The following is a 25,658-nucleotide window of genomic DNA, read 5'->3' on the forward strand; positions in this document are numbered from 1 at the left end:
CGATAGCAGCGCGGCCGCCAACGCGGAAGCGTCGTCAGGCGGCGTCGCCCATCCGCAGTGCCGCGATGAAAGCCTCTTGCGGGATGCTCACCGAGCCGTACTCGCGCATCCGCTTCTTGCCTTCCTTCTGTTTTTCCAGAAGCTTGCGCTTACGGGTCGCGTCGCCGCCATAGCATTTGGCGGTAACGTCCTTGCGCAGCGCGGCGATCGTCTCGCGCGCGATCACCTTGCCACCGATCGCCGCCTGGATCGGAATCTTGAACAGATGGCGCGGGATCAGATCCTTCAGCCGCTCGCACATATGCCGCCCGCGCGCCTCGGCGGCGGAGCGGTGGACGATCATGCTGAGCGCGTCGACCGGCTCGTTGTTCACCAGGATCGACATCTTCACCAGATCGCCCTCGCGATAGCCGATCTGGTGATAATCGAAGCTCGCATAGCCGCGACTGATCGACTTCAGCCGATCGTAGAAATCGAACACGACTTCGTTGAGCGGCAGCTCATAAGTCACCTGCGCGCGCCCGCCGACATAGGTCAGGTTCTTCTGGATGCCGCGGCGATCCTGGCAGAGCTTCAGGATCGCGCCGAGATGCTCGTCGGGCACATAGATGGTCGCCTCGATCCACGGCTCGGCGATTTCTTCGATCCGGTTGGGATCGGGCATGTCGGCGGGGTTGTGCAGCTCCGCCTCGCCACCGTCATGGGTGAGCTGCAGCTTATAGACCACCGAGGGCGCGGTGGTGATGAGATCGAGGTCGTATTCGCGCGTCAGCCGCTCCTGGATGATCTCCAGGTGGAGCAGCCCCAGGAAGCCGCAGCGGAAGCCGAAGCCGAGCGCGGCGGAGGTCTCCATCTCGAAGCTGAAGCTAGCGTCGTTCAGCCGCAGCTTGCCGATCGAATCGCGCAGTTTCTCGAAGTCGTTGGCGTCGACCGGGAACAGCCCGCAGAACACCACCGGCTGCACTTCCTTGAAGCCCGGCAGCGGGGCGTTGGCGGGCTTCTTCGCGTCGGTCAGCGTGTCGCCGACGCGGGCCTGCGCGATTTCCTTGATCTGCGCGGTGATGAAGCCGACTTCGCCGGGGCCAAGCTCACCCAATTGCTCGATCTTGGGGCGGAAGCAACCGACGCGATCGACCAGATGCTCGGTGCCGGCCTGCATGAACTTGATCTGCTGGCCCTTTTTCAGCACCCCGTCCATCACCCGCACAAGGATGACGACGCCGAGATAGGGGTCGTACCAGCTATCGACGAGCATCGCCTTCAACGGCGCGGCGGGATCGCCCTTCGGCCCGGGGATGCGCTTGACGATCGCCTCCAGCACATCATCAATCCCGATGCCCGATTTGGCGCTGGTGAGCACCGCCTCGCTCGCATCGAGCCCGATCACTTCCTCGATCTCGGCCTTCACCTTTTCGGGCTCGGCGGCGGGGAGATCGATCTTGTTGATCACCGGCACGATTTCGTGGTCGTGCTCGATCGACTGATAGACGTTGGCGAGCGTCTGCGCCTCAACCCCCTGCGCCGCGTCGACTACCAGCAACGCGCCCTCGCACGCCGCCAGACTGCGGCTGACTTCATAGGCGAAGTCGACATGGCCGGGCGTGTCCATCAGGTTCAGGACATAGGTTTCGCCGTCCTGCGCCTTGTAATCGAGCCGCACGGTCTGCGCCTTGATCGTGATGCCGCGCTCTTTCTCGATGTCCATGTTGTCGAGCACCTGCTCGGACATTTCACGATCGCTAAGCCCCCCGGTGCGCTGGATCAGGCGATCGGCGAGCGTCGACTTGCCATGGTCGATATGGGCGATGATCGAGAAATTGCGGATCTTCGAAAGCGGGGTCACGGGCGTCTCTGTGGGAAAGGATCGCGGGCGCATAGCAGGCGCGCGCCGAACTGACAAAGGCCGTGCGCGGACGCTGGGGCGCGGTCAAGAATCGTTTCGCGACAGCGCCAGGCTGGGCTATGCTGCCGGCAATCAAGCGACCAAGGGGGGACGCCATGTTCAAGCCGTTCGTGTCCGCGATCAGCCTCGCCACGCTCGCGCTCGTGCCGCAACCGGCGGCGGCGCAGAAGCTCGCCAAGCCCTCGGGCGGGCAGCGGTTGCAGGAGCAGCTGTCGAACGACGTGCCCAAATGCACGCGCAAGCTCGGCACGATCTCGGTGCGCGATGGCGACGATCCGATCCCGTGGACCCAGAACAGCCTCGCCCCGCCTTCCAAGCTGCTGAAGGTGCTGATCGCGCGATCGGGCTGCGTCAATCTGGTCGATCGCGGCGCGGGGCTCAACGCCGCGCAGCAGGAACGCGACATCGGCCGCGATCTGGGGCTGCAGCGGCGCTCCAATGTCGGCCAGGGGCAGATCAAGGCGGCGGATTATGTGCTGGTCGCCGAGATCCAGGGCGCGAACAGCAATGTGTCCGGGTCGGGCGTCGCGGCGGGCGTGGGCGGGATTGTTGGCGGCAGCCTGGGCGGGTTGATCGGCGGCATCCGCTCCAAAAAGCTCGAAGCGAACACGGTGCTGACGCTGGTCAACGTGCGCACCACCGAAACGCTCGCCACCGAAGAAGGCTATGCGGCGAAGAACAACCTGTCGTTCGGCGCGGGCGGCTTTTTCGCGGTCGCGGGGGCGGTCGGCGGCGGTTATGACAATACCGATATCGGCCGGATCGTAACGCTATCGTTCATCCAGGCCTATGCGAAGATGGTGAACTCGCTCGGGCTGGTGCAGCCGGGGGACGCCGGCACCGCCGAGGCCGCCCCCGCGAAAACCTTCACCGCGCAAGGCCCGGTGCAATTGCGCGCGACGCCGACAGGGACCGCCAAGGTGATCCGTACGCTGCCGGCGGGGGCGATCCTCTACCCCACCGGCAACAAGAACGGCCTGTGGTGGGAAGTGGCGGACGAGAACGACAATATCGGCTGGGTGCTGAATACGAAGCTCGCGCCATCGCAATGAGTCAGCCGAGCGCGGCGAGCGCCGGGATCAGCTCGGGATAAGCGTCGATCACCGCGTCCGCGCCCAGTTCCTCAACCGGGCCAAGCAGGAAGCCGAAGCGCACCGCGATCGCGGGAATACCCGCGCCCCGCGCCGCCTCCATGTCATAGATCGAATCGCCGACGAATGCCGCGCGGCCGCCGCCCAGCCGCTCGATCATCGCCTGGATGCCCGCCGGGTGCGGCTTGGCGAGCGCGGTGCCGAGCGTGTCGCCACCGATCACGCACTCGAACCGGTCGCGCAGGCCGAGTTCGCTCAGCAGCTTCACCGCCAGCGCCTCGAACTTGTTGGTGACGATGCCGACGCGCACGCCTTCGCCGCGCAGCGCGTCGACCGCCTCGATCGCGCCGGGGAACGGCCGCGAGCCATCGGCGACATGCGCCGCGTAATAGCGCAGCATCTCCTTATAAAGCGGGCGGAACGCCTCGGCCTCGATCCCGCCGCTCGCGTCCAGCGCCTGCGCCAGCATATGCTTGGCGCCGCCGCCGATCATCGTCTCGACCTGCTCGACCGACAGCGGCGCGCGCCCGGCGAGCGCGAGCGCGTGGTTCACGGCGGCGGTGAGATCGGGGCTGGTATCGATCAACGTACCGTCGAGATCGAAGCCGATAATCGCGAAGGGAAAGGCCATGCCTGCGCCTCTGCGCAAAGCGGTGGAAATGGCAAGCGCTTCGTGGCAGGGGCGCGCGAAACGGACAGGGGCACCAGCATGACGACACCGCTCGCCGCGATCATCCTCGCCGCCGGCAAGGGCACGCGGATGAAGTCTGACCGGCACAAGGTGCTCCACCCGATCGCGGGCCGGCCGATGCTGATGCATCTGCTGGCGAGCGTCGGCGAACTCGCGCCCGCGCGGCAGGTGGTGGTGGTCGGCAGCGGGCGCGATCAGCTCGAGGCGGCGCTCGGCGGCGCGGCGGAGCTGACGGTGCAGGAGCCACAGCTCGGCACCGGCCATGCGGTGCAGCAGGCGGAAACGCCGCTCGCGGGGTTCGAGGGCGATGTGCTGATCCTTTATGGCGACGTGCCGCTCGTCTCGGCGGAAACGATGCGGCGGATGATCGAGCGGCTGCACGCCCCCGATGCGCCCGCCGTGGTGGTGCTCGCCTTCGAGCCCGAGGACACGCTGCGCTATGGCCGGGTGATCGCCGAGGGCGACCGGATCGTGAAGATGGTCGAGCATAAGGACGCGACCGAGGAAGAGCGCGCGGTGCGGCTGTGCAATTCCGGGCTGATGGCGGCGCGCGCGGGCGATCTGTTCGCGCTGCTCGCGCGCGTCGGCAATAACAATGCGGCGGGCGAATATTATCTGGTCGATATCGTCAACATCGCGAGCGCCGATGGGCGGCCTTGCGCGGTGGTGACGACCGATCCTTATGAAGTGGCGGGCGTGAACAGCCGCGCCGAACTCGCCGCGCTGGAGGGCGCGTGGCAGGCACGCCGCCGCGCGCAGGCGATGGCGGATGGCGTGACGCTGATCGCGCCGGAGACGGTGTGGTTCGCGCATGACACCGTGCTGGGGCGTGACGTGACGATCGAACCCAATGTGTTCTTCGGCCCCGGCGCGCGGGTGGCGGACCGGGTAACGATCCGCGCCAACTGCCATATCGAAGGCGCGGTGATCGGCGCGGGCTGCGAAATCGGCCCCTTCGCCCGGCTCCGCCCCGGCACGGTGCTGGGCGAAAAGGCCAAGATCGGCAATTTCGTCGAGACGAAGAAAGCGGTGCTCGGCGCGGGCGCCAAGGCCAACCACCTCACCTATCTGGGCGATGCCGAGGTGGGCGCGGGCGCGAATATCGGCGCGGGCACGATCACCTGCAATTATGATGGCTATTTCAAGTATAAGACCGTGATCGGGGAGCGCGCCTTCATCGGATCGAACAGCGCTTTGGTGGCGCCGGTGAGCATTGGCGCGGAGGCGATCGTGGGCGCGGGCAGCACCGTCACCAAGGATGTCGGCGAAGGCGAGCTGCGGCTGGTCCGCCCCGAGCAATCCGCCAAGCCCGGCTGGGCGACGCGCTTCCACGAAGCGATGGCGCGCAAGAAGCGCGGCGCTTGATTTGATATCAAGATATGATATCACCATATCATGGCGCGCTTCCTCGTCGATATCCCTGAAGAAGACATCAATCGCCTCGATTCGATCGCGCGGGCGGAGGGCAAGTCGCGCGCGGCCGTGCTCCGTGAAGCCGTCGCAGAGTATCTCGCGGCCGAATCGAAACAGGGTTTCGAGCGTTATTTCGGCTTGTGGGAACGCTATGGCTCGACGGTTGATGGCCTGGATTATGAGCGCAAGCTGCGCGGCGAATGGCCCGATGTTGGCGCTTTCGACCCGCCACACAAAAAGAACGACGCCGCGTGAGCGAGCGTTTTTTCGATACCAACATCGTGATCGACATGCTCCACAATCGTCCGGCAGCATGGGCCGAAGTCCGTAACGTCACACGGGCTTGGATCAGCCGGATGACCTGGATCGAGGTCATGTCGGGCGTACCCGATGAGGCCGCTTCGGAGACCGAGGAGTTTCTCCGCCTGTTCGCGATGAGCGAGATCAACGAAGAAATTGCCCGCCGCGCCGCCGCGCTGCGGCATCAACGCAAGTCGCTCAAATCGCCCGATGCTATCATTCTCGCCTCGGCACAGGTTTCGGGGCGCATTCTCGTCACCCGCAACACGAAGGATTTCCCGGCGGAAATGCCTGGCATCCGCGTTCCCTATCAGCTCAAGAACTAAAGGCCCCTCCCCATGTGTGGCATCATCGGTATCGTCGGCAAGGACAGCGTCGCGGATCGGCTCGTCGAAGGGCTGAAGCGGATGGAATATCGCGGCTATGATTCAGCCGGCGTCTGCACGATCGATGGCGGCGCGCTGATCCGCCGGCGGGCGCCGGGCAAGCTCGCCAATCTGGTGCAGGAACTCGGCACCAACCCCGCCCCTGGCACGATCGGCATCGCCCATACCCGCTGGGCGACCCACGGCGCGCCGACCGCGAACAACGCCCACCCCCATGCGACCGGCGAGGTCGCGCTGGTTCACAACGGCATCATCGAGAATTTCAAGCCGCTGCGCGACGGCCTGCTCGCGCGCGGGCGCAGAATCGAGAGCGAGACCGATACCGAGGTCGTCGCCCATCTGGTGAGCGAGCGGATCGAGGCGGGGGACAGCCCACAGGACGCGGTGAAGGCGGTGCTGCCGATGCTACGCGGCGCCTTCGCGCTCGCCATCGCCTTCCGCCAGCATCCCGATCTGCTGATCGGTGCGCGGCTCGGCTCGCCCTTGGTGCTCGGCTATGGCGAGGGCGAGATGTTCCTGGGCTCGGACGCGCTGGCGCTCGCCCCCCTTACCCAGCGCATCGCCTATCTCGACGAGGGCGACTGGCTGGTGATCACCCGCGAGGGCGCGCAGGTGTTCGATGCCGAGAACCGGCAGGTCTCGCGCGAGGTCGTCAGCTCGGGCGTGTCGGCGGCGGCGGTCGAGAAAGGGCCGTATCGCCACTTCATGCAGAAGGAGATTTTCGAGCAACCGATCGTCGTCGCGCAGACGTTGCGCTCGTATATCCGCCCGGTCGAGCAGGCGGTCGCGCTGCCGCAGATGGACTTTGACCTTTCGACCGTGAAGCGCGTGACGATCGTTGCCTGCGGCACCAGCTTCTATGCCGGGATGGTCGCCAAATACTGGTTCGAGCAGTTCGCGCGCGTGCCGGTCGACATCGATGTCGCGAGCGAGTTCCGCTATCGCAACCCGGTGCTGGAGCCGGGCGGCCTCGCGCTGTTCATCTCGCAATCGGGCGAAACGGCGGACACGCTCGCCGCTTTGCGCCATGCCCGCGCGGAGGGGCAGAAAATCGCCGTCGTCGTGAACGTGCCGACGAGCAGCATGGCGCGCGAGGCCGATCTGTTGCTCCCCACTCACGCCGGGCCGGAGATCGGCGTCGCTTCCACCAAGGCGTTCACCTGCCAGCTTTCGGTGCTGGCGGTGCTCGCCGCGCATCTGGCGGTGAAGCGCGGACGGATCGACCGCGAGGAAGAGCGCGAGATCGTCCGCCACCTCACCGAAACCCCCGCCGCGCTCAACGCAGCACTCGCCTTCGATGGCGCGATCGCCGCGATGGCGCCGCTGATCGCCCCGGCGCGCGACGTGCTCTATCTGGGGCGCGGGCCAGATTATCCGCTCGCGCTGGAAGGCGCGCTGAAGCTCAAGGAAATCAGCTATATCCACGCCGAAGGCTATGCCAGTGGCGAGATGAAGCACGGCCCGATCGCGCTGATCGACGAGGCGGTGCCGGTGATCGTGCTCGCCCCGTCCGGCCCGCTGTTCGAAAAGACCGTCAGCAACATGCAGGAAGTGCGCGCGCGGGGCGGGAAGATCGTGCTGATCTCCGATGCCGAAGGGCTCGCCGAGGCGGGCGAAGGCTGCCTCGCGACGATCGAGATGCCCAAGGTCCACCCGCTGATCGCGCCGATCATCTATGCGGTGCCGGTGCAGCTGCTGGCGTACCATGTCGCGGTCGCCAAGGGCACCGATGTCGATCAGCCGCGCAACCTGGCGAAGTCGGTGACGGTCGAATAACCGCCTGTCGGATCGTCTTTCCTTGTGCCGGCGGGCGTGCCAGAACCGCGCGTCAGCACAAGGGGGAGGCGACGATGCGCGGATGGTTGGCGGCGGCGATGGCGGCAGGTCTGCCGGCGATGGCGATGGCGCAGACGGCCGCGCCGCCCAAGGCGGCCAAACGCCCGCACCAGGTGCAATCGCCCAATGGCACGCGCGAGGACAGCTATTATTGGCTGCGCGACGACACCCGCAAGAACCCCGAGATGCTCGCCTATCTCGCGGCCGAGAACGCCTATGCCGATGCGCAGCTCGCGCCGCTGAAGCCGCTCCAGGCCAAGCTGTACGAAGAGACCGTGAGCCATATCAAGCAGGACGATGCCTCGGTGCCGTTCCGCAAGAACGGCTATTGGTACGGCACGCGGTTCGCGACCGGCGCCGATTACCCGATCATCGAACGCCGCAAGGGCGAGCTCGGCGCGCCCGCGGAGACGATGTTCGATCAGCCGGCGATGGCGCGGGGCCATAACTTCTTCGCGCTGGGCGATTGGGACGTCAGCCCCGACAACCAGCGCGTCGCCTGGGCGGAAGATGTCGTCGGCCGGCGCCAATATACGCTGAAGGTGAAGAGCCTCGCGACCGGCGAGGTCGCCGGCGACACCATCACCAATATCGAGCCCAACCTCGTCTGGGCGGGTGACAACCGGACGTTGCTCTATATCGAGAAAGACCCCGTCACGCTGCGCGGCTTCCGGGTGAAGGCGCACCAGCTCGGCACGCCGGCGAGCGCCGACCGGCTCCTCTATGAGGAGAAGGACGATACCTTCAACATGCGCCTGTTGAAGACCGCCGACGAGCGCTGGATCTGCATCGCGATCTCGAGCACGGTCAGTGACGAGCAGCGCTGCGCCCCCACCGCCAATCCCACCCAGTTCACCGTGATCGCCCCGCGCGCGCGCGAATTCCGATACGACGCCGATCATATCGGCGATCACTGGGTGATCCGCACCAATCGCGGCGCGAAGAACTATAAGCTGGTGACGGTCGCCGACGCCGCGCTCGGCAAGGGACCGGCGGCGTGGCGCGATCTGACGCCGGCGAGCGACAGCGTGTTCATCCAGAACTTCCAGCCGTTCGAAGGGTTCATCGCGATCGATCAGCGCGAGGGCGGCAACCGGATGATCCGCCTGCTGACCGATGCCGGCAGGTCGGTGCCGGTGAAGGCCGACGAGCCCGCCTATCAGATGGCGCTCAGCATCAATGCCGAGGCCAAGACCGATTGGGTGCGCTACACCTATGCCTCGCTCGTGACGCCCACCACCACCTATGAAGTCAACGCCCGCACCGGCGAGCGGCGAGTGCTGAAGGTGGCGCCGGTGCCGGGTTATGATCCCACCAAATACACCACCGAAAGGCTGTGGGCGACAGCGCGCGACGGCACCCGGATTCCGGTCTCGATCGTCTATGCCAAGGGCGTGAAGCGCGACGGCACCGCCCCGCTCTTCCAATATGCCTATGGCAGCTATGGCATCTCGACCGATCCGGCGGTCGATCCGGGACGGATCGGGCTGCTCGATCGCGGCGTCGTCTATGCGATCGCGCATATCCGCGGCGGCCAGGAAATGGGCCGCGGCTGGTATGATGACGGGCATTTGCTGAACAAGCGCAACAGCTTCACCGATTTCATCGACGTGACGCGCTTCCTGGTCGCCAACAAATATGCGGCAAAGGGCCGGGTCGCGGCGCTCGGCGGCAGCGCCGGGGGGCTGTTGATGGGCGGCGTCGCCAATATGGCGCCCGAGGATTACAAGGTGATCATCGCCCAGGTGCCGTTCGTCGATGTGGTGACGACGATGCTCGATGCGTCGATCCCGCTCACCACCTTCGAATATGACGAATGGGGTAACCCGGCGCAGAAGCAATATTATGATTACATGCTGAGCTATTCGCCTTACGACAACGTAACCGCGAAGGCTTATCCCGCGCTCTATGTCGGCACCGGCCTGTGGGACAGCCAGGTGCAATATTATGAGCCGACCAAATGGGTCGCGAAACTTCGCGAGCTGAAGACCGACAGCAACCCGCTCGTCTTCCGCGTGAACATGGAGGCCGGGCATGGCGGCAAGTCCGGCCGGTTCGAGCGTTATCGCCAGAATGCCGAATGGCAGGCGTTCCTGCTCCAGCAGCTTGGGGTGAACTGAGCCGCGCGGCGCGCGGGGCGGCGCAAAGGAGGCTGGCCCCCGCCCCGCCCGCTTGCCATAAGGCGGCCATGCCGCGCTCGCTGACGTTCGCCTGCCTCGCCGGCCTTGCCCTGCTCGGCGGGTGCAACCGGCGGCCCGATCAGGGGCCGGTGGTGGTGAGCGCGATCGGCGGCGCGCCCGAACTGATCGACCCCGCCCGCCGTCCCCTCGACATGCCGGCGCGCTTGCTCCGCGATTCGATCGCGCAAGGGCTGGTGCGCTTCGACGCGCAGGGCCGCGTCGCTCCGGGGCTCGCCGAGCGCTGGACCGTGCTCGACGATGGCGCGAGCTATGTCTTCCGCCTGCGCGAGGCCGAATGGCCGGGTGGCAAGCGCATCACCGCCGCCGAGGTGATCGCCGCACTAGATCGCCAGCGCGCGCCCGGCTCGCGCAACCCGCTCGCCCCGTATCTCACCGCGATCGACGAGATCGTCGAGATGACGCCGCAGGTGATCGAGGTGCGGCTGAAGCGGCCGCGCCCCGATCTGCTCAATCTGTTCGCTCAGCCCGAACTCGGCATTGTCCGCCAGCGGCCGCCCGGCGGCACCGGCCCCTATCGCGCCAGCCGCGCGGGCGGCGGCTTCGTGCTGTTGAAGCCGGTGTTCGATCCGGTGCGCGCCGCCGATGGCGATACGCCGAGCCCCGAGGAGAATGTGCTGCTGACCGGGGAACGGGCCGCGCGCGCGCTCGCCCGGTTCCGCGCCGGCCAGTCCGATCTGGTGACGGGCGGCAGCTTCCTCGATCTGCCGATCGCGCGCGCGGCGGGGATCGCGCCCGCCAATTTCCGGCTCGATCTCCCCGCCGGGCTGTTCGGCCTCGCCATCGTCTCGCGCGAGGGGTTTCTGAGCGAGGCCGCCAACCGTGCCGCGCTCGCCGAGGGGATCGACCGCGCCGCCTTCACCGCCGCCTTCGCCGACGATTGGGCGCCGGCCGAGCAAATCCTGCCCGATCGACTCGACTCGGCGAACCCGCCGGCGCTCGCCAGCTGGGCGGTGACCGATGCGGGCGCGCGGCGCGCCGAGGCACGCCAGCGCGTCGCCGCCTGGCGTGCGGCCCATGGCGGGGAGGCGCCGGTGGTGCGGATCGCTTTGCCGCAGGGGCCGGGGGCGAACCTGCTGTTCGGCTTTGTCGGCGCATCGCTGCGCGCGATCGGGGTGACGCTGGTGCGCGTGCCCGCCACCGCCCCGACCGATCTGCAACTGATCGACGCAATCGCCCCTTACGATAGCGCGCGCTGGTATCTTTCGACCGCCTGCCCGGTGACGAGCGACGAGGCGGCCGCCCGGCTGATCGCGGCGCGCGACGCGAACGACATGTCCAGCCGCGCGGCGGAGATCGCGGCGGCCGACGGGCTGATCGCCGCCGACCAGTGCTTCATCCCGATCGCCCGGCCGCTGCGCTGGGCGGCGGTATCGTTGCGTCTGGCGCGCTGGCAGGGGAACGCGCGCGGCTGGCACCCGTTGAACCAGCTGAGACGCGAACCGAGATAACAGCCATGCCCCGCCAAGCCCGCATCGACCCCGAATTGTTCGACCGCTTCGCCACCGCCGCCAACCTGTCGCGCGATCCCGCGGCGGTGCGCGCGCGCGTCGAGGGGATGGAGCGCGTGCTCGAACGGCTGGTGGTGATCCCCGGCATCAACCGGCCCATTGGCCTGGATGTGCTGCTCGATTTCGTGCCCGTCGCCGGCGATGTCGTCGCGGCGCTGCTCGGCGGCTGGATCGTGTGGGAGGCGCGCAACCTTGGCATGTCGCGCTTCCAGATCGCGCGGATGATGGGCAATGTCGGGCTCGATTTCGGGCTCGGGCTGATCCCGTTCGTCGGCGCGATCCCCGATTTCTTCTTCCGATCGAACACCCGCAACCTGCGGATCATCAAGCGCCATCTCGACAAGAATCACCCGGCGGGCGCGGTGGTGACGGGCTGAAGGGCGCCGTTAGAGCAGCGCCTCGATGTCTTGTTCCAGCGTTTCGGGCTTCACCTGCGGGCCATAGCGGCGCACGACCTTGCCCTCGCGATCGACCAGGAACTTGGTGAAGTTCCACTTGATCGATCGGCTGCCGAGCAGCCCCGGCGCCGCCGCCTTCAGTGCCTTGTACAACGGGTCCGCCCCCGCCCCGTTCACCTCGATCTTGGCGAACAGCGGGAAGCTGACGTCGTAGGTCAGCGAGCAGAAGCTCGCGATTTCCTCGGCCGATCCCGGCTCCTGCGCGCCGAACTGGTTGCACGGGAAGCCCAGCACCGCGAAGCCGCGCTCGCGGTAGCGCCGCCACAGCGCTTCGAGCCCGGCATATTGCGGAGTGAAGCCGCATTGCGACGCGGTGTTGACGATCAGCAGCACCTGGCCCGCATAATCGGCCAGCCGCTGCAGGCTGCCATCCGGGCGGCGGACTTGGTGCGTCGCGATCATCGCTCCCCCTCGGCGCGGGCCAGCAGGAACTGAAGGTTCTGCCGCACCCCCGACCATTCGCTGGCGATGATCGAATAAACGACGAGATCGCGCAAGCGCCCGTCGGGCATCAGCTGATGGTTGCGCAGCACCCCGTCGCGCTTGGCGCCCAGCCGCTCGATCGCGCGCTGGCTGCGCTTGTTGAACCAATCGGTGCGGATCTGGACGACATTGCACCCCAGCACCTCGAACGCGTGGGTGAGGAGCAGCAGCTTCGCCTCGGTATTGAGCCCCGTGCGCTGCACCGAGCCGGCATAGAAAGTACCGCCGATCTCGACGCGCCTGTGCTGCTGGCTCATCCGCATGAACCGGGTGCAGCCAACCACGGCCCCGGCCGGGGTTTCGACGGTGAAGGGCATCGCGCGGCCGTGATCGCGCTCCTTCAGCATCGCCGCGACCGCCGTGGGCGGATCGTTGAAGGTCATCACATTGGCGAAGAACAGCTCGGTCAGTCCGCCATCGGCGGCGGCGGCGCCGAGCGCGGGCGCGTCCTCGATCTGGAGCGGGCGCAGTGTCACGTGGCGCCCGGTCAGCGTCGGCGTGTCGGTCCAGCTCATGCCAATCTCCCCTCGTGCAGCCGCACCACCCGGTCCATCTGGGCCGCCAGCCGTTCATTGTGCGTGGCGATCAGCGCGGCCGATCCCTGCTCGCGCACCAGCCGCAGCAGTTCGGCGAGGACGATGTCGGCGGTCGCCTCGTCGAGATTGCCGGTGGGCTCGTCGGCGAGCACCAGCGCCGGGCGGTTGGCGAGCGCGCGGGCGACCGCGACGCGCTGCTGCTCGCCGCCCGAAAGCTGGCTTGGCCGGTGCGTCAGCCGGTGCCCGAGCCCGAGCTTGGCGAGCAGATCGGCCGCCCGTGCCTCGGCCTCGGCCGGCAGAACTCCGCCGATCAGCTGCGGCAGCACGACATTCTCCGCCGCGCTGAAATCGGGGAGCAGGTGGTGGAACTGATAGACGAACCCCAGCCGGTCGCGCCGCAGGATGGTACGGCCATGCGCGTCGAGCTGGCTCGCCTCCTCGCCCGCGATCATGATCGAGCCGCCAAAGCCGCCCTCGAGCAGGCCGACCGCCTGGAGCAGCGTCGATTTGCCCGATCCCGAGGGGCCGAGCAGCGCGACGATCTCACCGGCGGCCACCGCCAGATCGACGCCGCGCAGCACCTCGATCGTCACCCCGCCCTGGGTGAAGCTGCGGGTCAGCCCCGCGACGCGCAACACGTCACTCATAGCGCAGCACCTGCACCGGATCGGTGTTCGCCGCCTTGAACGCCGGGTAAAGCGTCGCGAGGAAACTCAGCACCAGCGCCATCAGCGCGATCACGATCACCTCGATCGGATTGGGTTTGGAGGGCAGCTCGGTGAGGAAGCGGATCTGCGGGTCCCACAGATTTTGCCCGGTCAGCATCTGGATCGCGACCACCACATTCTGGCGGAAGGCGAGGAACACGAACCCCAGCGCCACCCCCGCGATCAGGCCAAGCACCCCGATCACGGTGCCCACCGTCACGAAGATGCGCAGCAGCCCGGCACGTGTCGCGCCCATTGTCCGCAGGATCGCGATGTCGCGCGTCTTGGCGCGCACCAGCATGATCAGCGACGACAGGATGTTGAACACCGCGACGACGATGATGATCGACAGCACGGTGAACATCGCGACGCGCTCCACCTCCAGCGCCTCGAACAGCTGCGAGTTGAGCTGGCGCCAGTCGGACAGCACCGCGCGGCGACCGACCTTCTGCACCAGCGGCGCCAGGATTTGCTGCACCCGGTCCGCGTCGGTGGTGCGCAGTTCGATCACGCCGACGCTGTCGCCCAGCATCAGCAAGGTCTGCGCGTCGGCCAGCGGCATCAGCACATAGGCCTTGTCATAATCATAGACGCCGACCTCGAAGATCGCGCCGACCGTGTACGACACGATCCGCGGCACCGTGCCGAACGGCGTCGTCTGCCCCTGCGGGCTGATTAGCGAAATCTCGCTGCCGACATCGGCGCCGAGCGCCTGGGCGAGGCGCGATCCGATCGCGATGCGGTTGCTGCCGGGGGTGATGCCGCGCAGATCGCCGTTCAGCACCCCGGCGCGGATTTCCTTGTTGCCCAGCAGATCGGCGGGGCTGAGGCCACGCAGCAGCACGGGTTCGGCGCGGCCGTTGTAGCTGGAAAAGAGCGGCTGCTCGATCAGCGGGGTCGCCTCGGTCACGCCGGGGGTCGTCCTGGCTTGCGCGACCAGCTCGCGCCAGTCGCGGATCTGGCCGCCATAGCCCTGGATCACGGCATGGCCGTTCAGCCCCACGATCTTGTCGAACAGTTCGGCGCGGAAGCCGTTCATCACGCTCATCACGATGACGAGCGCCGCGACGCCGAGCATCACCGCGCTCAGGCTGATCCCGGCGACGAGGAAGATGAACCCCTCGCCCTTGCCGGGCAGCAAATAGCGGCGCGCGATCATCCGCTCATAGCGCGACAGGAACATGCTTGTCTCCGCGGCCCCCCGCTCGCCCGAGTTGGGCGTGGCCGCCGAGGTAGAGCGAGCGGACCGCGCTGGCAACTGCCGCCAGCGTTGTTGCCAATAGGCCACAGGCGTGCGGCAATCGCGCACGGGAACATCGTGGAACGATGACAAGCCGCGCCGTTGGGCTTAGCAACAACGCTACTGAGACACAGGCAAATGGCCGTGGTTCGGGGAGTTACCACCGACGCAGGGACACGGCGGTGGCAACGGTTCACTAGGGGGCTGACGAGCGATCGTCACGCAGGGCGCCCGGGTTGCGTTGAACCGCGATCCGGGCGCTTGCTGTTTCACCCCGCTTCGTTCCCCTCTTGATCGGCTTTCGGCGCTTCCTAACTTTGGCGCATCGCGGTGCCATGCGGGCCGCGATACCGGCCGCGCTTCATGCGGGCCAGTCATAAACACGCTCATTTGGAGGAGTTTATATGCGTATCGATCTGTCCCCCTATCGCCGCTCGGCGATCGGCTTCGACCGTTTGTTCGACATGCTGGAGACGAGCGCCCGCCAGGCGCAGTCCGAAAATTATCCGCCGTTCAACCTCGAACGGCTGGCGGAGAATCACTATCGCATCACTCTCGCAGTCGCCGGTTTTCAGTCGAGCGAGATCGAGGTGACGGCGCAGCAGAACCTGCTGCTGGTGAAGGGCAAGAAGGACGATCAGGCACCGCAGGGCGCGTTCCTGCACCTGGGCATCGCCGCGCGCAGCTTCGAGCGGCGCTTCGAGCTCGCCGATTTCGTGCGGGTGGAGGAAGCGCGGCTCGCCGACGGCCTGCTGGTGATCGACCTGGTGCGCGAAGTACCCGAGGCGATGAAGCCGAAAACGATCGAGATCAAGACGGGCGCCGCCCCGGTGCTGGAGGCGCAGCCGGCGTAACCGCTTGATCCTGAAGAGCGACAGGGGCGTCCGGGCCGATGGGTCCGGGCGCTCTTTTTTTCGGCACTGATCTTGGTGGGGCGGCGCGTGCCGCTTCCACCCACCCCAACCCCTCCCTTCCAGGGAGGGGCTTTCATAGGCGAGTGGTCGCCACTTCCCTCCCTGCAAGGGAGGGGTCGGGGGTGGGTCGAAGCCCAGCGCACCGCCCCTAAGAGACTCCCTAAACCAGCCGGCTCTGCCGCACCGCCGCCTCGATGAAGCTCTTGAACAGCGGGTGCGGATCGAACGGCTTGCTCTTCAGCTCGGGGTGGAACTGCACGCCGACGAACCACGGATGATCGGGCCGCTCGACGATCTCGGGCAGCATCCCGTCGGGCGACATACCCGAGAAGACGAGGCCGTTCTTCTCAAGCCGCTCGCGATAGGCGGTGTTCACTTCATAGCGGTGGCGGTGGCGCTCGCTGATCTCTTCGCTGCCATAGATCGAGGCGACGACGCTGTTGCCATCGAGCCGGGCGGTATAGGCGCCCAGCCGCATCGTGCCGCCCAGGTCGCCGCCCTCGGCGCGCTGCTGGAGCCCGTCGGCGCTCATCCATTCGGTGATGAGGCCCACCACCGGCTCGGGCGTCGGGCCGAATTCGGTCGAGCTGGCATCCGCCACGCCGCCCAGGTTCCGCATCCCCTCGATGCAGGCCATCTGCATCCCGAAGCAGATGCCGAAATAGGGCACGCCCCGCTCGCGCGCGAAGCGGACGCTCGCGATCTTGCCTTCCGCGCCGCGCTCGCCAAACGCGCCGGGGACGAGGATCGCGTGCATCGGTTCGAGACTCGCGGCGATGTCGCTCTCAGGCCGCTCGAACAGTTCGGCGTCGATCCAGCGGATGTTGACGCGCACGCGGTTGGCGATGCCGCCATGCACCAGCGCCTCGTTCAATGACTTATAGGCGTCCGGCAGGCCGACATATTTGCCGACCACGCCCACCGTCACCTCGCCTTCCGGATTCTCCAGCCGGTCGACGATTTCCTGCCAACGGCCGAGATTGGGTTGCGGGGCGCCCGAAATGCCGAACGCGTCGAGCACCGCCTGGTCGAGCCCCTCGGCATGATATTGCAGGGGCACCGCATAGATGCTCGGCGCGTCGAGCGCGGGGACCACCGCCGCCTTGGGCACGTTGCAGAACAAGGCGATCTTCGCGCGCTCGCTGTCGGGCAGCGGGCGTTCGGCGCGGCACACCAGCACATCGGGCTGCACGCCCAGGGCCGCCAGTTCGCGCACGCTATGCTGGGTCGGCTTGGTCTTCAGCTCGCCCGCCGCGGCGATGAACGGCACGAGCGTCACATGGATGCTGATCGATTGGCCGCGCCCCAGATCGTTGCGAAGCTGTCGAATCGATTCGATGAACGGCAGAGACTCGATGTCGCCCACGGTGCCACCGATTTCGCACAGCACGAAATCGAGATCGTCGGTCTGGGCGGTGGCGAAGGCCTTGATCGCGTCGGTGACGTGCGGGATCACCTGCACCGTCGCGCCCAGATAATCGCCGCGCCGCTCGCGGGTGATGATCGTCTGATAGATGCGGCCCGTCGTGATATTGTCCGACTGGCGGCCGGGAACGCCGGTAAAGCGTTCATAATGGCCAAGATCCAGATCGGTCTCGGCGCCATCGTCGGTCACATAGACTTCGCCGTGCTGATAGGGCGACATCGTGCCGGGATCGACGTTCAGATAGGGATCGAACTTGCGGATGCGCACGCGATAGCCGCGCGCCTGCAGCAAAGCCGCCAAGCTCGCCGCCATGAGACCCTTGCCGAGCGAGGAAACCACGCCGCCGGTGATGAAAATGAACCGCGCCATGGGAAGAACCGCCTAGCGTTGAAACGATACCGTGGGCAAGCGCCCGAATCCGGTTCGGGCGCGCGAAATTTATCGACCTGTGCGGGCGATCAGCGTTGCAGCGGCACCGCGCCGTTGCTGGGAGCGGCACTGTTGCTGGGAGCGGCGCTGTTGTCGGCCTTGGGCGCCGACTGGTTGCCCGCCGCCTCGGCCGCGAGTTCGGCCGCCGACTTTTGCGGCGCGAACGGTGCCGCGCCCTGCCCGCCGACCGGGGGCGCCGCCGGGGCGCCGGCGGCGGGAACGCTCGCTGGCGCGCTCGCCTCGACCCGGCTGGTCGCGTTGCGCGTCGCCGCGAGCACCGCGAGCAGGATCGACAGGCCGACGAACACCGCCGCCAGAATCGAGGTGGTGCGGGTGAGGAAATCGGCCGCGCCACGCGCCGACATCAGCCCCGAGGGACTGCCGCCCATCCCGAGCCCGCCCCCTTCCGACTTCTGGATGAGGATAACGCCCACCAACGCAGCGGCGATCATGGCCTGGACGACGAGCAGGAAGGTAAACAGCATGGCGGTGCCAAATTTTCCGTTCGTGAGGGGAAATTCAAAGACGGGCACATAGGCGAGGCTTACCCGGCGATCAACCGCGCCCGCGCCACGGCTCGTCGCGCCCGCCCGAGCGCGGCCGAAACAATTTTTCAAGCGCATGAAACCGTAGGGGAATGTGAGCGTTACGACCCATGTGTCACTCCGACCGACGATAGGTATTGCGCGTATGAATCCTCCCCCGGCCGCTAGCCAGTTCCAACTCGATCCGCATCATGCCGCGCCGATGCTCGGCAACTGGATGAGCGCGCTGATCGATTATGTCCGCTCGGGTGAGCCCGATCTCACCAACCGGCAGATGGCGTTGCTCATGCTGGTCTATCTCGAATCCGGGCCGCATACCGTGCGTGGGCTGGCGCGCGCGCTCAACGTCTCCAAGCCGGTGATCACGCGCGCCTTGAACAGGCTCGGTGCGCTCGGCTATCTCCGCCGCCAAAGGGACGATAGCGACAAGCGCAACATCTATGTCGCGCGCACGGCCGAGGGGGCACATTTTCTTGAAGAATTCGGGCAGTTCATCGGCACCCACCAGCACGGCCAAGCCGAGCGCCAGCGAGTCCCCGCGTAGCTTTTGCTTGAGCGGCCCGTCGCGGCCGCTCGACCCATCGCGCCACCCCGTCCGGCGCGATCTGGCTGATGTCCGGCTCGCCGAATACGTATTCGCGCCGCATTATGCCGCGCCGCTCCCTATGGTGGTGATCGCCCCCACGCCGCTGCGTGCCGGGCCGGAGGAGGAGGCGGCGATTTTGGCGACGCTCGCGGTCGGCGAGATTTTCGAGGCGCTGGATTTCGCGCACGGCAAGGCCTGGGGCGTTGCCGGTGGACGACCGGGTTATGTCCCGCGGGATGCGCTCGCGACCAAGGAAGCGCGGTGACGCCACGGCTGTTCATCGACGGCGCTGCGGGAACGACCGGCCTGGAGATTCGGGAGCGGCTCGCCGGGCGGGACGATCTCGCGCTGATCACGCTCGACGAGGCGCAGCGCAAGGACGCCGCCGCGCGCCGCGACGCGCTGAACGCGGCCGATGTCGTGATCCTGTGTCTGCCTGACGATGCCGCACGCGAGGCGATCACGCTGATCGACAATCCGAACACGCGGGTGATCGACGCCTCCACCGCGCACCGCGTCGCGGCGGACTGGACCTATGGCATGGCCGAGCTCGCGCCCGGCCGGCAAGCGGCGATCGCCGGCGCCCGCTTCGTCAGCAATCCCGGCTGTTACCCGACCGGCTTCCTCGCGCTCGTCGCGCCGCTGGTCCGGGCCGGGCTGGTTCCCGCCGATTGGCCGCTAAGCGTCAATGCCGTGTCGGGCTATTCGGGCGGCGGCAAGGCGATGATCGCCGAGTTCGAGGATGGCAGCGAGGCGACCGCGTTTCGCGGCTACGGCCTGGGCCTCGCCCACAAGCATGTGCCGGAGATGCAGCGCCACGGCGGCCTTGCCCACCCGCCGATCTTCATGCCGGCGGTGGCGCGCACCTATCGTGGGATGGTGGTGGAGGTGCCGCTGCCGCTGCACGCACTTCCCGGCCGCCCCGGTCGCGCCGCGATCGAGGCGGTGCTTTCCGAGGCTTATGCCGACACCCCGCTCGTCACCGTCGCGCCGGGCGACGCCAGCCTGGTTCGCGTCGAGGAAAATGCCGGCACCGATCGGCTGACGCTGCGGGTATGCGGGCATGACGATCAGGTCCGGCTGATCGCCACGCTCGACAATCTCGGCAAGGGAGCGGCGGGCGCGGCGGTGCAGAATCTCAACATCATGGCGGGCCTCGATCCGCTGGCGGGGCTGAAATTATGAGCGCGGCGACCAAATTGCTCCTGTTCGGCGCGACCGGCGATCTCGCGCAGCGGATGCTGCTGCCCTCGCTCTACGGGCTCCACGCCGATGGGTTGCTGCCCGCTGCGCTATCCATCACCGGCACGGCGCGCTCCGAGCATGACGATGCGAGCTACCGCGCCTTCGCCGCGCACGCGCTCGATACCTTCCTGCCCGCCGATCGCCGCGATTCGGCGCAGATCGAAAGCTTCCTCGCCCGGCTCGGCTATCAGCCGCTCGACGCCTCGAACCCTGGCGGGTTTGCCGCGCTCGCGCAGAAGGTCGGCGGGTGTGAGGGCGGGCTCGCGATCTTCCTGTCGACCGCGCCCTCGCTGTTCCGCCCCACCATTCGCGGGCTGGAAGGCGCGGGGCTTGCCGGCGACGGGGTTCGGATCGGCCTGGAAAAACCGCTCGGCACCGATCTCGGCTCGAGCCGCGAGATCAACGACGCGGTGGCCGAGGCTTTCCCCGAAGACCGTACCTTCCGGATCGACCATTATCTGGGCAAGGAAACCGTCCAGAACATCCTCGCGCTGCGCTTCGGCAATGCGCTGTTCGAGCCGGTGTGGAACGCGCGTGGCATCGATCACGTGCAGATCACCATCTCCGAGACGGTGGGGCTGGAGGGGCGCGCGGGCTATTATGACGGCTCGGGCGCTTTGCGCGACATGGTGCAGAACCACATGCTCCAGCTGCTCTCGCTGATCGCGATGGAGCCGCCCGCGCGTTTCGACGGCACCGCGATCCGCGATGAGAAGGTGAAGGTGCTGCGCTCGCTGCGGCGGATGGCGCCGGCGGAGGTGCCGCACCTCACCGTCACCGGCCAATATGCGGGCGGCGCGGTGAAGGGCGAGATCGTGCGCGGCTATGCCGAGGAGCTGGAGCGCGAGTCGACCACCGAAACCTTCGTCGCGCTGAAGGCGCATGTCGATAACTGGCGCTGGCAGGGCGTGCCTTTCTATCTGCGCACCGGCAAGCGCCTGCCCGCGCGCCAGTCCGAAATCGTCGTCCAGTTCAAGCCGGTGCCGCATTCGATCTTCGCGGCGCGCGGCGGGCAGCTTCAGCCCAACACGCTGATTATCCGCCTCCAGCCCGAGGAATATGTGCGGCTGCTGGTGATGGCGAAGGAGCCGGGGCTCGACCGCGAGGGGCTGCGCCTGCGCGAGGTGCCGCTCGATCTGTCGCTCGACACCGAGTTCGCGGGCACGCGGCGGCGCATCGCCTATGAGCGGCTGCTGCTCGATCTGATCGAGGGCGACCCGACCCTGTTCGTCCGCCGCGACGAGGTGGAAGCACAATGGGAATGGATCGACGCGATTCGCGCCGGCTGGGCGGCAAACGGGATGAAGCCGCGCCCCTATGCGGCCGGCAGCTGGGGCCCCTCCGCCGCGATCGCCCTCACCGAGCGCGACGGTGTTACTTGGCACGAAGGCTGAGCTGGTCCATCCGTTCCACCACCACCCGCCAGTAAAGGAAACAGCGATGACCGAGATCGAATGGTGGGATTATGACAGCGCCGATGAGATGGCCTGCGCCGTCGCGCAGGACGCGCAGTTCATCATCGAAAGCGCGATCGATGCCCGCGGCAATGCGGTAGTCGCGCTGCCCGGCGGCAAGACCCCGCTGCCGATCTATGACCGCCTCGCCGAAGCGAAGCTCGATTGGAAGCGGGTGACGATCATCCCGACCGACGACCGGCTGGTGGCGATGGGCGATCCGCTGTCAAACGTCACCGCGCTCGCCAAGCAGTTCATGCCCAAGGGCGCGCGGGTGCTGCCGATCACCAGTGAGGCGGCGGCCGATTACAAGGCCGCCGGGCGCGCGGCGGACGCACGGCTGCGCGATGTGCATTGGCCGCTCGACCTGTGCCTGCTCGGCGTCGGCGCCGATGGCCACACCGCCTCGATCTTTCGTGGTCCCGATTTCGACGAAGCGGTCGCCGGCCCGCGCGAACGCCGCGCGGTGGGGGTGATGCCCGATCCGCTGCCGCCCGAAGCGCCGGTCGCGCGCGTGACGCTCACAGCGCACGCCATCGGCTTGTCGCGCGCGCTGATGATCGCGGTTTCTGGCCAGGCCAAGCGCGATGTGATCGAAGCGGCGATCAAGAAGGGCGCCGCCTCCCCCTATCCGATCGGTCGGGTGCTCGCCGATGTCGAGCTGCCGGTCGACATTCACTGGAGCGCCTGATGTCGCTGCACCCCGCCATCGCCGCCGTCACCGACCGGGTGATCGAGCGCTCGCGGCCGACCCGCGCCGCCTATCTCGCGCTGATCGAGCGCGAGCGCGACCAGGGCATCGACCGCCCCAAGCTCGGCTGCGCGAACCTGGCGCATGGCTATGCCGGCACCGAGGAGGATCGCGACGCGCTGCGGGGCGGCGCGGTGAATATCGGCATCGTCACCGCTTACAACGACATGCTCTCGGCGCACGCGACCTATTATCGCTACCCCGAGCAAATGAAGGTGTTCGCTCGCGAAGTCGGCGCGACCGCGCAAGTCGCCGGTGGCGTGCCGGCGATGTGCGACGGGGTGACCCAGGGCTATCCCGGCATGGAGCTGTCGCTGTTCAGCCGCGACACGATCGCGCTGTCCACCGCGGTCGCACTCAGCCACGGCATGTTCGAAAGCGCGGCCCTGCTCGGCATTTGCGACAAGATCGTGCCCGGGCTGCTGATCGGCGCGTTGCGCTTCGGCCATTTGCCGATGATCCTGGTGCCCGGTGGGCCGATGGCATCGGGCCTGCCGAACAAGGACAAGGCCAAGGTGCGCGAGGCGTTCGCCGAAGGCAAAGTCGGCAAGGAAGAACTGCTCAACGCCGAGATCGCCGCCTATCATTCGAAGGGCACTTGCACCTTCTATGGCACGGCGAACTCCAACCAGATGATGATGGAGCTGATGGGGCTCCACATCCCCGGTGCCGCGTTCGTCAATCCCGGCACCAAGCTGCGCCAGGAGCTCACCCGCGCCGCCGTCCACCGGCTCGCCGAGATCAGCTGGAAGGGGCAGGATTACCGCCCGATCGGCCACTGCGTCGATGAAAAGGCGATCGTCAACGCCGCCATCGGCCTGCTCGCGACCGGCGGCTCGACCAACCACCTGATCCACCTGCCCGCCATCGCCCGCGCCGCCGGGGTGATGATCGACTGGGAGGATTTCGATCGGCTCTCGCGCGCGGTGCCGCTGCTGGCGCGCGTCTATCCCAACGGCTCGGCGGACGTGAACCAGTTCGAGGCGGCGGGCGGGGTCGGCTTCGTCGTGCGCGAATTGCTGGACGCCGGGCTGCTCCACCGCGATCTGCTGACCGTGTCGGGCGAGGATATGGGCGCCTATGCGAAGCGCCCCACGCTGGAGGACGACAAGCTCGTCTGGCACGATCCGGGCGAAAGCCGCGACGAGAGCATCGTCCGCCCGGCGAGCGCGCCCTTCTCCCCCGAGGGTGGCTTCCGCATCCTCACCGGCAATCTCGGCCGGGCGTGCATCAAGGTTTCGGCGGTCGAGCGCGAGCGCTGGGTGATCGAGGCGCCGGCGCGGGTGTTCGACGATCAGCTGGCGGTGCAGCAGGCGTTCAAGGCCGGCGAGCTGGAGCGAGACGTGATCGTCGTCGTCCGCTTCCAGGGCCCGCGCGCCAACGGAATGCCCGAGCTGCACAAGCTCACCCCCGTGCTCGGCGTGCTCCAGAACCGGGGCTTCCGCGTCGCGCTGGTGACCGATGGCCGCATGTCGGGCGCATCGGGCAAGGTGCCGAGCGCGATCCACTGCTCGCCCGAGGCGCTGGGCGGCGGGCCGCTGGCGAAGGTGTGCGACGGCGACGTAATCCGGCTGGATGCCGAGGCCGGCGTGCTCGAGGCGAAGGTCGATGCCGCCGAATGGGCCGCGCGCCCGCTCGCGGAATGCCATCACGACCAGACGGGCACGGGCCGCGAGCTGTTCGCGCTGTTCCGCCAGGCGGCGAACGAGGCAGAGGCCGGCGCCTCGCCGCTGCTGGCGGCGATGGGGTTGTGAGGGTGGTGCTTCGCATCCACCCCTCTCCCAACCCTCTCCCCTGAAGGGGAGAGGGCTGAAACTTTTACTCCCTCTCCCCTTCAGGGGAGAGGGTCGGGGAGAGGGGCCGGTCCTGGTATCGCGCCTCGGCTACAATGACGAACGGAGAGGCAACCAAGTGAACGTCGTCGCAGTCGATATCGGCGGAACCCATGCCCGCTTCGCCCTCGCCGAGGTGGCGAATGGTCGTGTGGTGGCGCTGGGCGTGCCGGTCACGCTCAAGACCGCCGAATATGCCAGCCTTCAGACCGCGTGGCAGGCATTCGGCGCGCAGGTCGGCGCCCTGCCCCGCGCCGCCGCGATCGCGGTCGCCTCGCCGGTCGGGGGCGAGCTGATCAAGCTCACCAACAATCCCTGGATCATCCGCCCGGCGCTGGTGCGCGAGCGGCTGGAGGTCGACGATTTCGTTCTGATCAACGATTTCGGCGCGGTGGGGCACGCCGTCGCCCAGCTCGCCCCCGAACATTTCGATCATCTCTGCGGCCCCAATGTCCGCTTGCCCGAAAATGGCAGCCTCACCGTATGCGGCCCTGGCACGGGGCTTGGCGTCGCGATCGTCCACCGCTTCGCGCAGGGCTATCACGTCATCGAGACCGAGGGCGGGCATCAGGATTTCGCCCCGCTCGACGCGCTTGAGGACACGATGCTCAAGCGGCTGCGCAAGACCTACACGCGCGTCTCCGCCGAACGCATCTGCGCCGGCCCCGGCATCATCGCGATCTACGAAACCCTCGCCGAGATCGAGGGACGCGCGGTGCCCCGGCTCGATGACAAGGCGATCTGGTCGATGGCGCTGGAAGGCAGCGACAGCCTCGCGCTCGCCGCGCTCGACCGCTTTTGCCTCAGCCTCGGCGCGGTCGCGGGCGATCTCGCGCTCGCGCAAGGCGCGAAGGGCGTGGTGATCGCCGGCGGGCTCGGGCTGCGGCTGAAGGACCATTTCGCCCGTTCGGGCTTCGCCGAGCGCTTCGCCGCCAAGGGGCGCTTCCGATCGCTGATGGAAGACATTCCGGTGAAGCTGATCACTCACCCCCAACCCGGCCTGTTCGGCGCCGCCGCCGCCTTTGCCCAGGAGCATGCCCAATGACGATCGAGGCGATCATGCGCACCAGCCCGGTGATCCCGGTGCTGGTGATCGACGACGTCGCGACCGCGCGGCCGCTCGCCGAGGCGCTCGTCGCCGGCGGGCTTCGCGTGCTGGAAGTGACGCTGCGCACCCCCGCCGCGCTCGACGCGATCGCGGCGATGAAGCAGGTGCCGGGCGCGATCGTCGGCGCGGGGACGGTCGTCAGCCACGATCAGTTCGATCAGGCGATGGCGGCCGGCGCCGAGTTCATCGTCTCCCCCGGGCTCACCGAGGCGCTCGCCGAGCCGATCATCGCGAGCGACGTGCCCTTCCTGCCCGGCGTCGCGACGGCGGGCGACCTGATGCGCGGCTATGCGCTCGGCCTGCGCCACTTCAAGTTCTTCCCGGCCGAAGCATCGGGCGGGGTGAAGGCGCTCAAGGCGCTCGCCGCGCCTTTCCATGAGGCACGCTTCTGCCCCACTGGCGGCATCACCGCCGAAACCGCACCCGATTATCTCGCGCTGCCGGCGGTGCTGTGCGTCGGCGGAAGCTGGGTGGACAAGGGCGATCTCGCCAGCGTCGAGCGCCAGGCGCGTGCTGCCGCCGCGCTGCCCCGCGACTAGACCTTGCAGGGACTTGGGGCGAGCGAAACAAACTGATAGGTGAAGGGGAGCCGCGGGGGCGGAACAGGAACGAACC

The 25,658-nt window shown here is 67.5% G+C and carries 25 protein-coding genes; 17 read left to right on the forward strand and 8 right to left on the reverse strand.

Features of this window, described 5'->3' with window-relative positions:
* Positions 1-34: 34 nt before the first annotated feature.
* Positions 35-1,843 carry a translation elongation factor 4 gene (gene lepA, locus K2X73_RS14020; RefSeq protein WP_294111823.1) on the reverse strand — a complete coding sequence of 603 codons (1,809 nt, stop codon included), beginning with the start codon at positions 1,841-1,843 and terminating at the stop codon, positions 35-37.
* A gap of 155 nt (positions 1,844-1,998) precedes the next feature.
* On the opposite strand from lepA, the gene K2X73_RS14025 reads away from it, so the two are divergent.
* Positions 1,999-2,955, forward strand: a complete 957-nt coding sequence (locus K2X73_RS14025; protein ID WP_294111825.1) for a CsgG/HfaB family protein — start codon at positions 1,999-2,001, stop codon at positions 2,953-2,955.
* 1 nt (position 2,956) lies between these two features.
* Here K2X73_RS14025 and gph read toward each other — a convergent pair whose 3' ends face one another.
* Positions 2,957-3,625, reverse strand: a complete 669-nt coding sequence (gph, locus tag K2X73_RS14030; protein ID WP_294111827.1) for a phosphoglycolate phosphatase — start codon at positions 3,623-3,625, stop codon at positions 2,957-2,959.
* A gap of 78 nt (positions 3,626-3,703) precedes the next feature.
* Here gph and glmU point away from each other — a divergent pair, with 78 nt between their 5' ends.
* From glmU to K2X73_RS14065, 7 genes are all read left to right on the forward strand, one after another.
* The gene (glmU, locus tag K2X73_RS14035) at positions 3,704-5,050 is read left to right on the forward strand and encodes a bifunctional UDP-N-acetylglucosamine diphosphorylase/glucosamine-1-phosphate N-acetyltransferase GlmU (protein ID WP_294111829.1); all 1,347 of its coding nucleotides are present in this window, start codon (positions 3,704-3,706) and stop codon (positions 5,048-5,050) included.
* A gap of 30 nt (positions 5,051-5,080) precedes the next feature.
* Positions 5,081-5,353, forward strand: a complete 273-nt coding sequence (locus K2X73_RS14040; RefSeq protein ID WP_294111831.1) for a ribbon-helix-helix domain-containing protein — start codon at positions 5,081-5,083, stop codon at positions 5,351-5,353.
* Positions 5,350-5,724 carry a type II toxin-antitoxin system VapC family toxin gene (locus K2X73_RS14045; protein ID WP_294111833.1) on the forward strand — a complete coding sequence of 125 codons (375 nt, stop codon included), beginning with the start codon at positions 5,350-5,352 and terminating at the stop codon, positions 5,722-5,724. The genes K2X73_RS14040 and K2X73_RS14045 overlap by 4 nt, the downstream gene beginning before the upstream one ends.
* 12 nt (positions 5,725-5,736) lie before the next feature.
* Entirely contained in the window at positions 5,737-7,560 is a 1,824-nt protein-coding gene (glmS, locus tag K2X73_RS14050; RefSeq protein WP_294111836.1) for a glutamine--fructose-6-phosphate transaminase (isomerizing), read from the forward strand.
* 74 nt (positions 7,561-7,634) lie between these two features.
* The gene (locus K2X73_RS14055; RefSeq protein WP_294111838.1) at positions 7,635-9,740 is read left to right on the forward strand and encodes a S9 family peptidase; all 2,106 of its coding nucleotides are present in this window, start codon (positions 7,635-7,637) and stop codon (positions 9,738-9,740) included.
* Between the two features lie 68 nt (positions 9,741-9,808).
* Positions 9,809-11,269, forward strand: a complete 1,461-nt coding sequence (locus K2X73_RS14060) for an ABC transporter substrate-binding protein (protein WP_294111839.1) — start codon at positions 9,809-9,811, stop codon at positions 11,267-11,269.
* Positions 11,270-11,274: 5 nt separating this feature from the next.
* Complete coding sequence (locus K2X73_RS14065) at positions 11,275-11,706, forward strand: DUF4112 domain-containing protein (protein WP_294111842.1); 432 nt, start codon at positions 11,275-11,277, stop codon at positions 11,704-11,706.
* 9 nt (positions 11,707-11,715) lie between these two features.
* Here K2X73_RS14065 and K2X73_RS14070 read toward each other — a convergent pair whose 3' ends face one another.
* Genes K2X73_RS14070 through K2X73_RS14085 form a run of 4 tightly spaced genes read right to left on the reverse strand, consistent with a single transcriptional unit; the run spans position 11,716 to position 14,696 of the window.
* Complete coding sequence (locus K2X73_RS14070) at positions 11,716-12,189, reverse strand: glutathione peroxidase (protein ID WP_294111844.1); 474 nt, start codon at positions 12,187-12,189, stop codon at positions 11,716-11,718.
* Complete coding sequence (locus K2X73_RS14075; RefSeq protein ID WP_294111846.1) at positions 12,186-12,785, reverse strand: GNAT family protein; 600 nt, start codon at positions 12,783-12,785, stop codon at positions 12,186-12,188. The genes K2X73_RS14070 and K2X73_RS14075 overlap by 4 nt, the downstream gene beginning before the upstream one ends.
* Entirely contained in the window at positions 12,782-13,453 is a 672-nt protein-coding gene (locus tag K2X73_RS14080) for an ABC transporter ATP-binding protein (protein ID WP_294111848.1), read from the reverse strand. Before K2X73_RS14080 ends, K2X73_RS14075 begins: the two co-directional genes overlap by 4 nt.
* A complete protein-coding gene (locus K2X73_RS14085; protein WP_294111852.1) occupies positions 13,446-14,696 on the reverse strand; it encodes a lipoprotein-releasing ABC transporter permease subunit in 1,251 nt (416 codons plus the stop codon). The genes K2X73_RS14080 and K2X73_RS14085 overlap by 8 nt, the downstream gene beginning before the upstream one ends.
* A gap of 461 nt (positions 14,697-15,157) precedes the next feature.
* Between K2X73_RS14085 and K2X73_RS14090 the strand changes: the two genes are divergently transcribed.
* Positions 15,158-15,607 carry an Hsp20 family protein gene (locus K2X73_RS14090; protein ID WP_294111853.1) on the forward strand — a complete coding sequence of 150 codons (450 nt, stop codon included), beginning with the start codon at positions 15,158-15,160 and terminating at the stop codon, positions 15,605-15,607.
* Positions 15,608-15,827: 220 nt separating this feature from the next.
* Here the strand turns inward: K2X73_RS14090 and K2X73_RS14095 are convergent, their stop codons facing one another.
* Both K2X73_RS14095 and secG read right to left on the reverse strand, forming a co-directional pair.
* Entirely contained in the window at positions 15,828-17,462 is a 1,635-nt protein-coding gene (locus K2X73_RS14095; RefSeq protein ID WP_294111855.1) for a CTP synthase, read from the reverse strand.
* 89 nt (positions 17,463-17,551) lie between these two features.
* Positions 17,552-18,007 (reverse strand): preprotein translocase subunit SecG, encoded by a 456-nt coding sequence (gene secG / locus K2X73_RS14100; RefSeq protein WP_294111857.1) that lies wholly within the window; start codon positions 18,005-18,007, stop codon positions 17,552-17,554.
* 277 nt (positions 18,008-18,284) lie between these two features.
* Here secG and K2X73_RS14105 point away from each other — a divergent pair, with 277 nt between their 5' ends.
* From K2X73_RS14105 to eda, 8 genes are all read left to right on the forward strand, one after another.
* On the forward strand, positions 18,285-18,611 hold the full coding sequence (locus K2X73_RS14105) for a MarR family transcriptional regulator (protein ID WP_294111910.1): 327 nt from the start codon (positions 18,285-18,287) through the stop codon (positions 18,609-18,611).
* Positions 18,612-18,618: 7 nt separating this feature from the next.
* Positions 18,619-18,918, forward strand: a complete 300-nt coding sequence (locus tag K2X73_RS14110) for an SH3 domain-containing protein (RefSeq protein WP_294111859.1) — start codon at positions 18,619-18,621, stop codon at positions 18,916-18,918.
* A complete protein-coding gene (gene argC / locus K2X73_RS14115; RefSeq protein ID WP_294111860.1) occupies positions 18,915-19,838 on the forward strand; it encodes an N-acetyl-gamma-glutamyl-phosphate reductase in 924 nt (307 codons plus the stop codon). The genes K2X73_RS14110 and argC overlap by 4 nt, the downstream gene beginning before the upstream one ends.
* On the forward strand, positions 19,835-21,292 hold the full coding sequence (gene zwf / locus K2X73_RS14120; protein ID WP_294111862.1) for a glucose-6-phosphate dehydrogenase: 1,458 nt from the start codon (positions 19,835-19,837) through the stop codon (positions 21,290-21,292). Before argC ends, zwf begins: the two co-directional genes overlap by 4 nt.
* Before the next feature lie 46 nt (positions 21,293-21,338).
* The gene (gene pgl, locus K2X73_RS14125; protein ID WP_294111864.1) at positions 21,339-22,043 is read left to right on the forward strand and encodes a 6-phosphogluconolactonase; all 705 of its coding nucleotides are present in this window, start codon (positions 21,339-21,341) and stop codon (positions 22,041-22,043) included.
* Positions 22,043-23,857, forward strand: a complete 1,815-nt coding sequence (edd, locus tag K2X73_RS14130; RefSeq protein ID WP_294111866.1) for a phosphogluconate dehydratase — start codon at positions 22,043-22,045, stop codon at positions 23,855-23,857. The genes pgl and edd overlap by 1 nt, the downstream gene beginning before the upstream one ends.
* Before the next feature lie 157 nt (positions 23,858-24,014).
* Entirely contained in the window at positions 24,015-24,980 is a 966-nt protein-coding gene (gene glk, locus K2X73_RS14135) for a glucokinase (RefSeq protein ID WP_294111868.1), read from the forward strand.
* Positions 24,977-25,582: a bifunctional 4-hydroxy-2-oxoglutarate aldolase/2-dehydro-3-deoxy-phosphogluconate aldolase gene (gene eda, locus K2X73_RS14140; protein WP_294111869.1), complete on the forward strand. Its 606-nt coding sequence runs from the start codon at positions 24,977-24,979 to the stop codon at positions 25,580-25,582. The genes glk and eda overlap by 4 nt, the downstream gene beginning before the upstream one ends.
* The last annotated feature ends 76 nt before the right edge of the window (positions 25,583-25,658 follow it).

Source organism: Sphingomonas sp. (assembly GCF_019746665.1).
In the GTDB taxonomy this organism is placed as follows: Bacteria; Pseudomonadota; Alphaproteobacteria; order Sphingomonadales; family Sphingomonadaceae; genus Sphingomonas.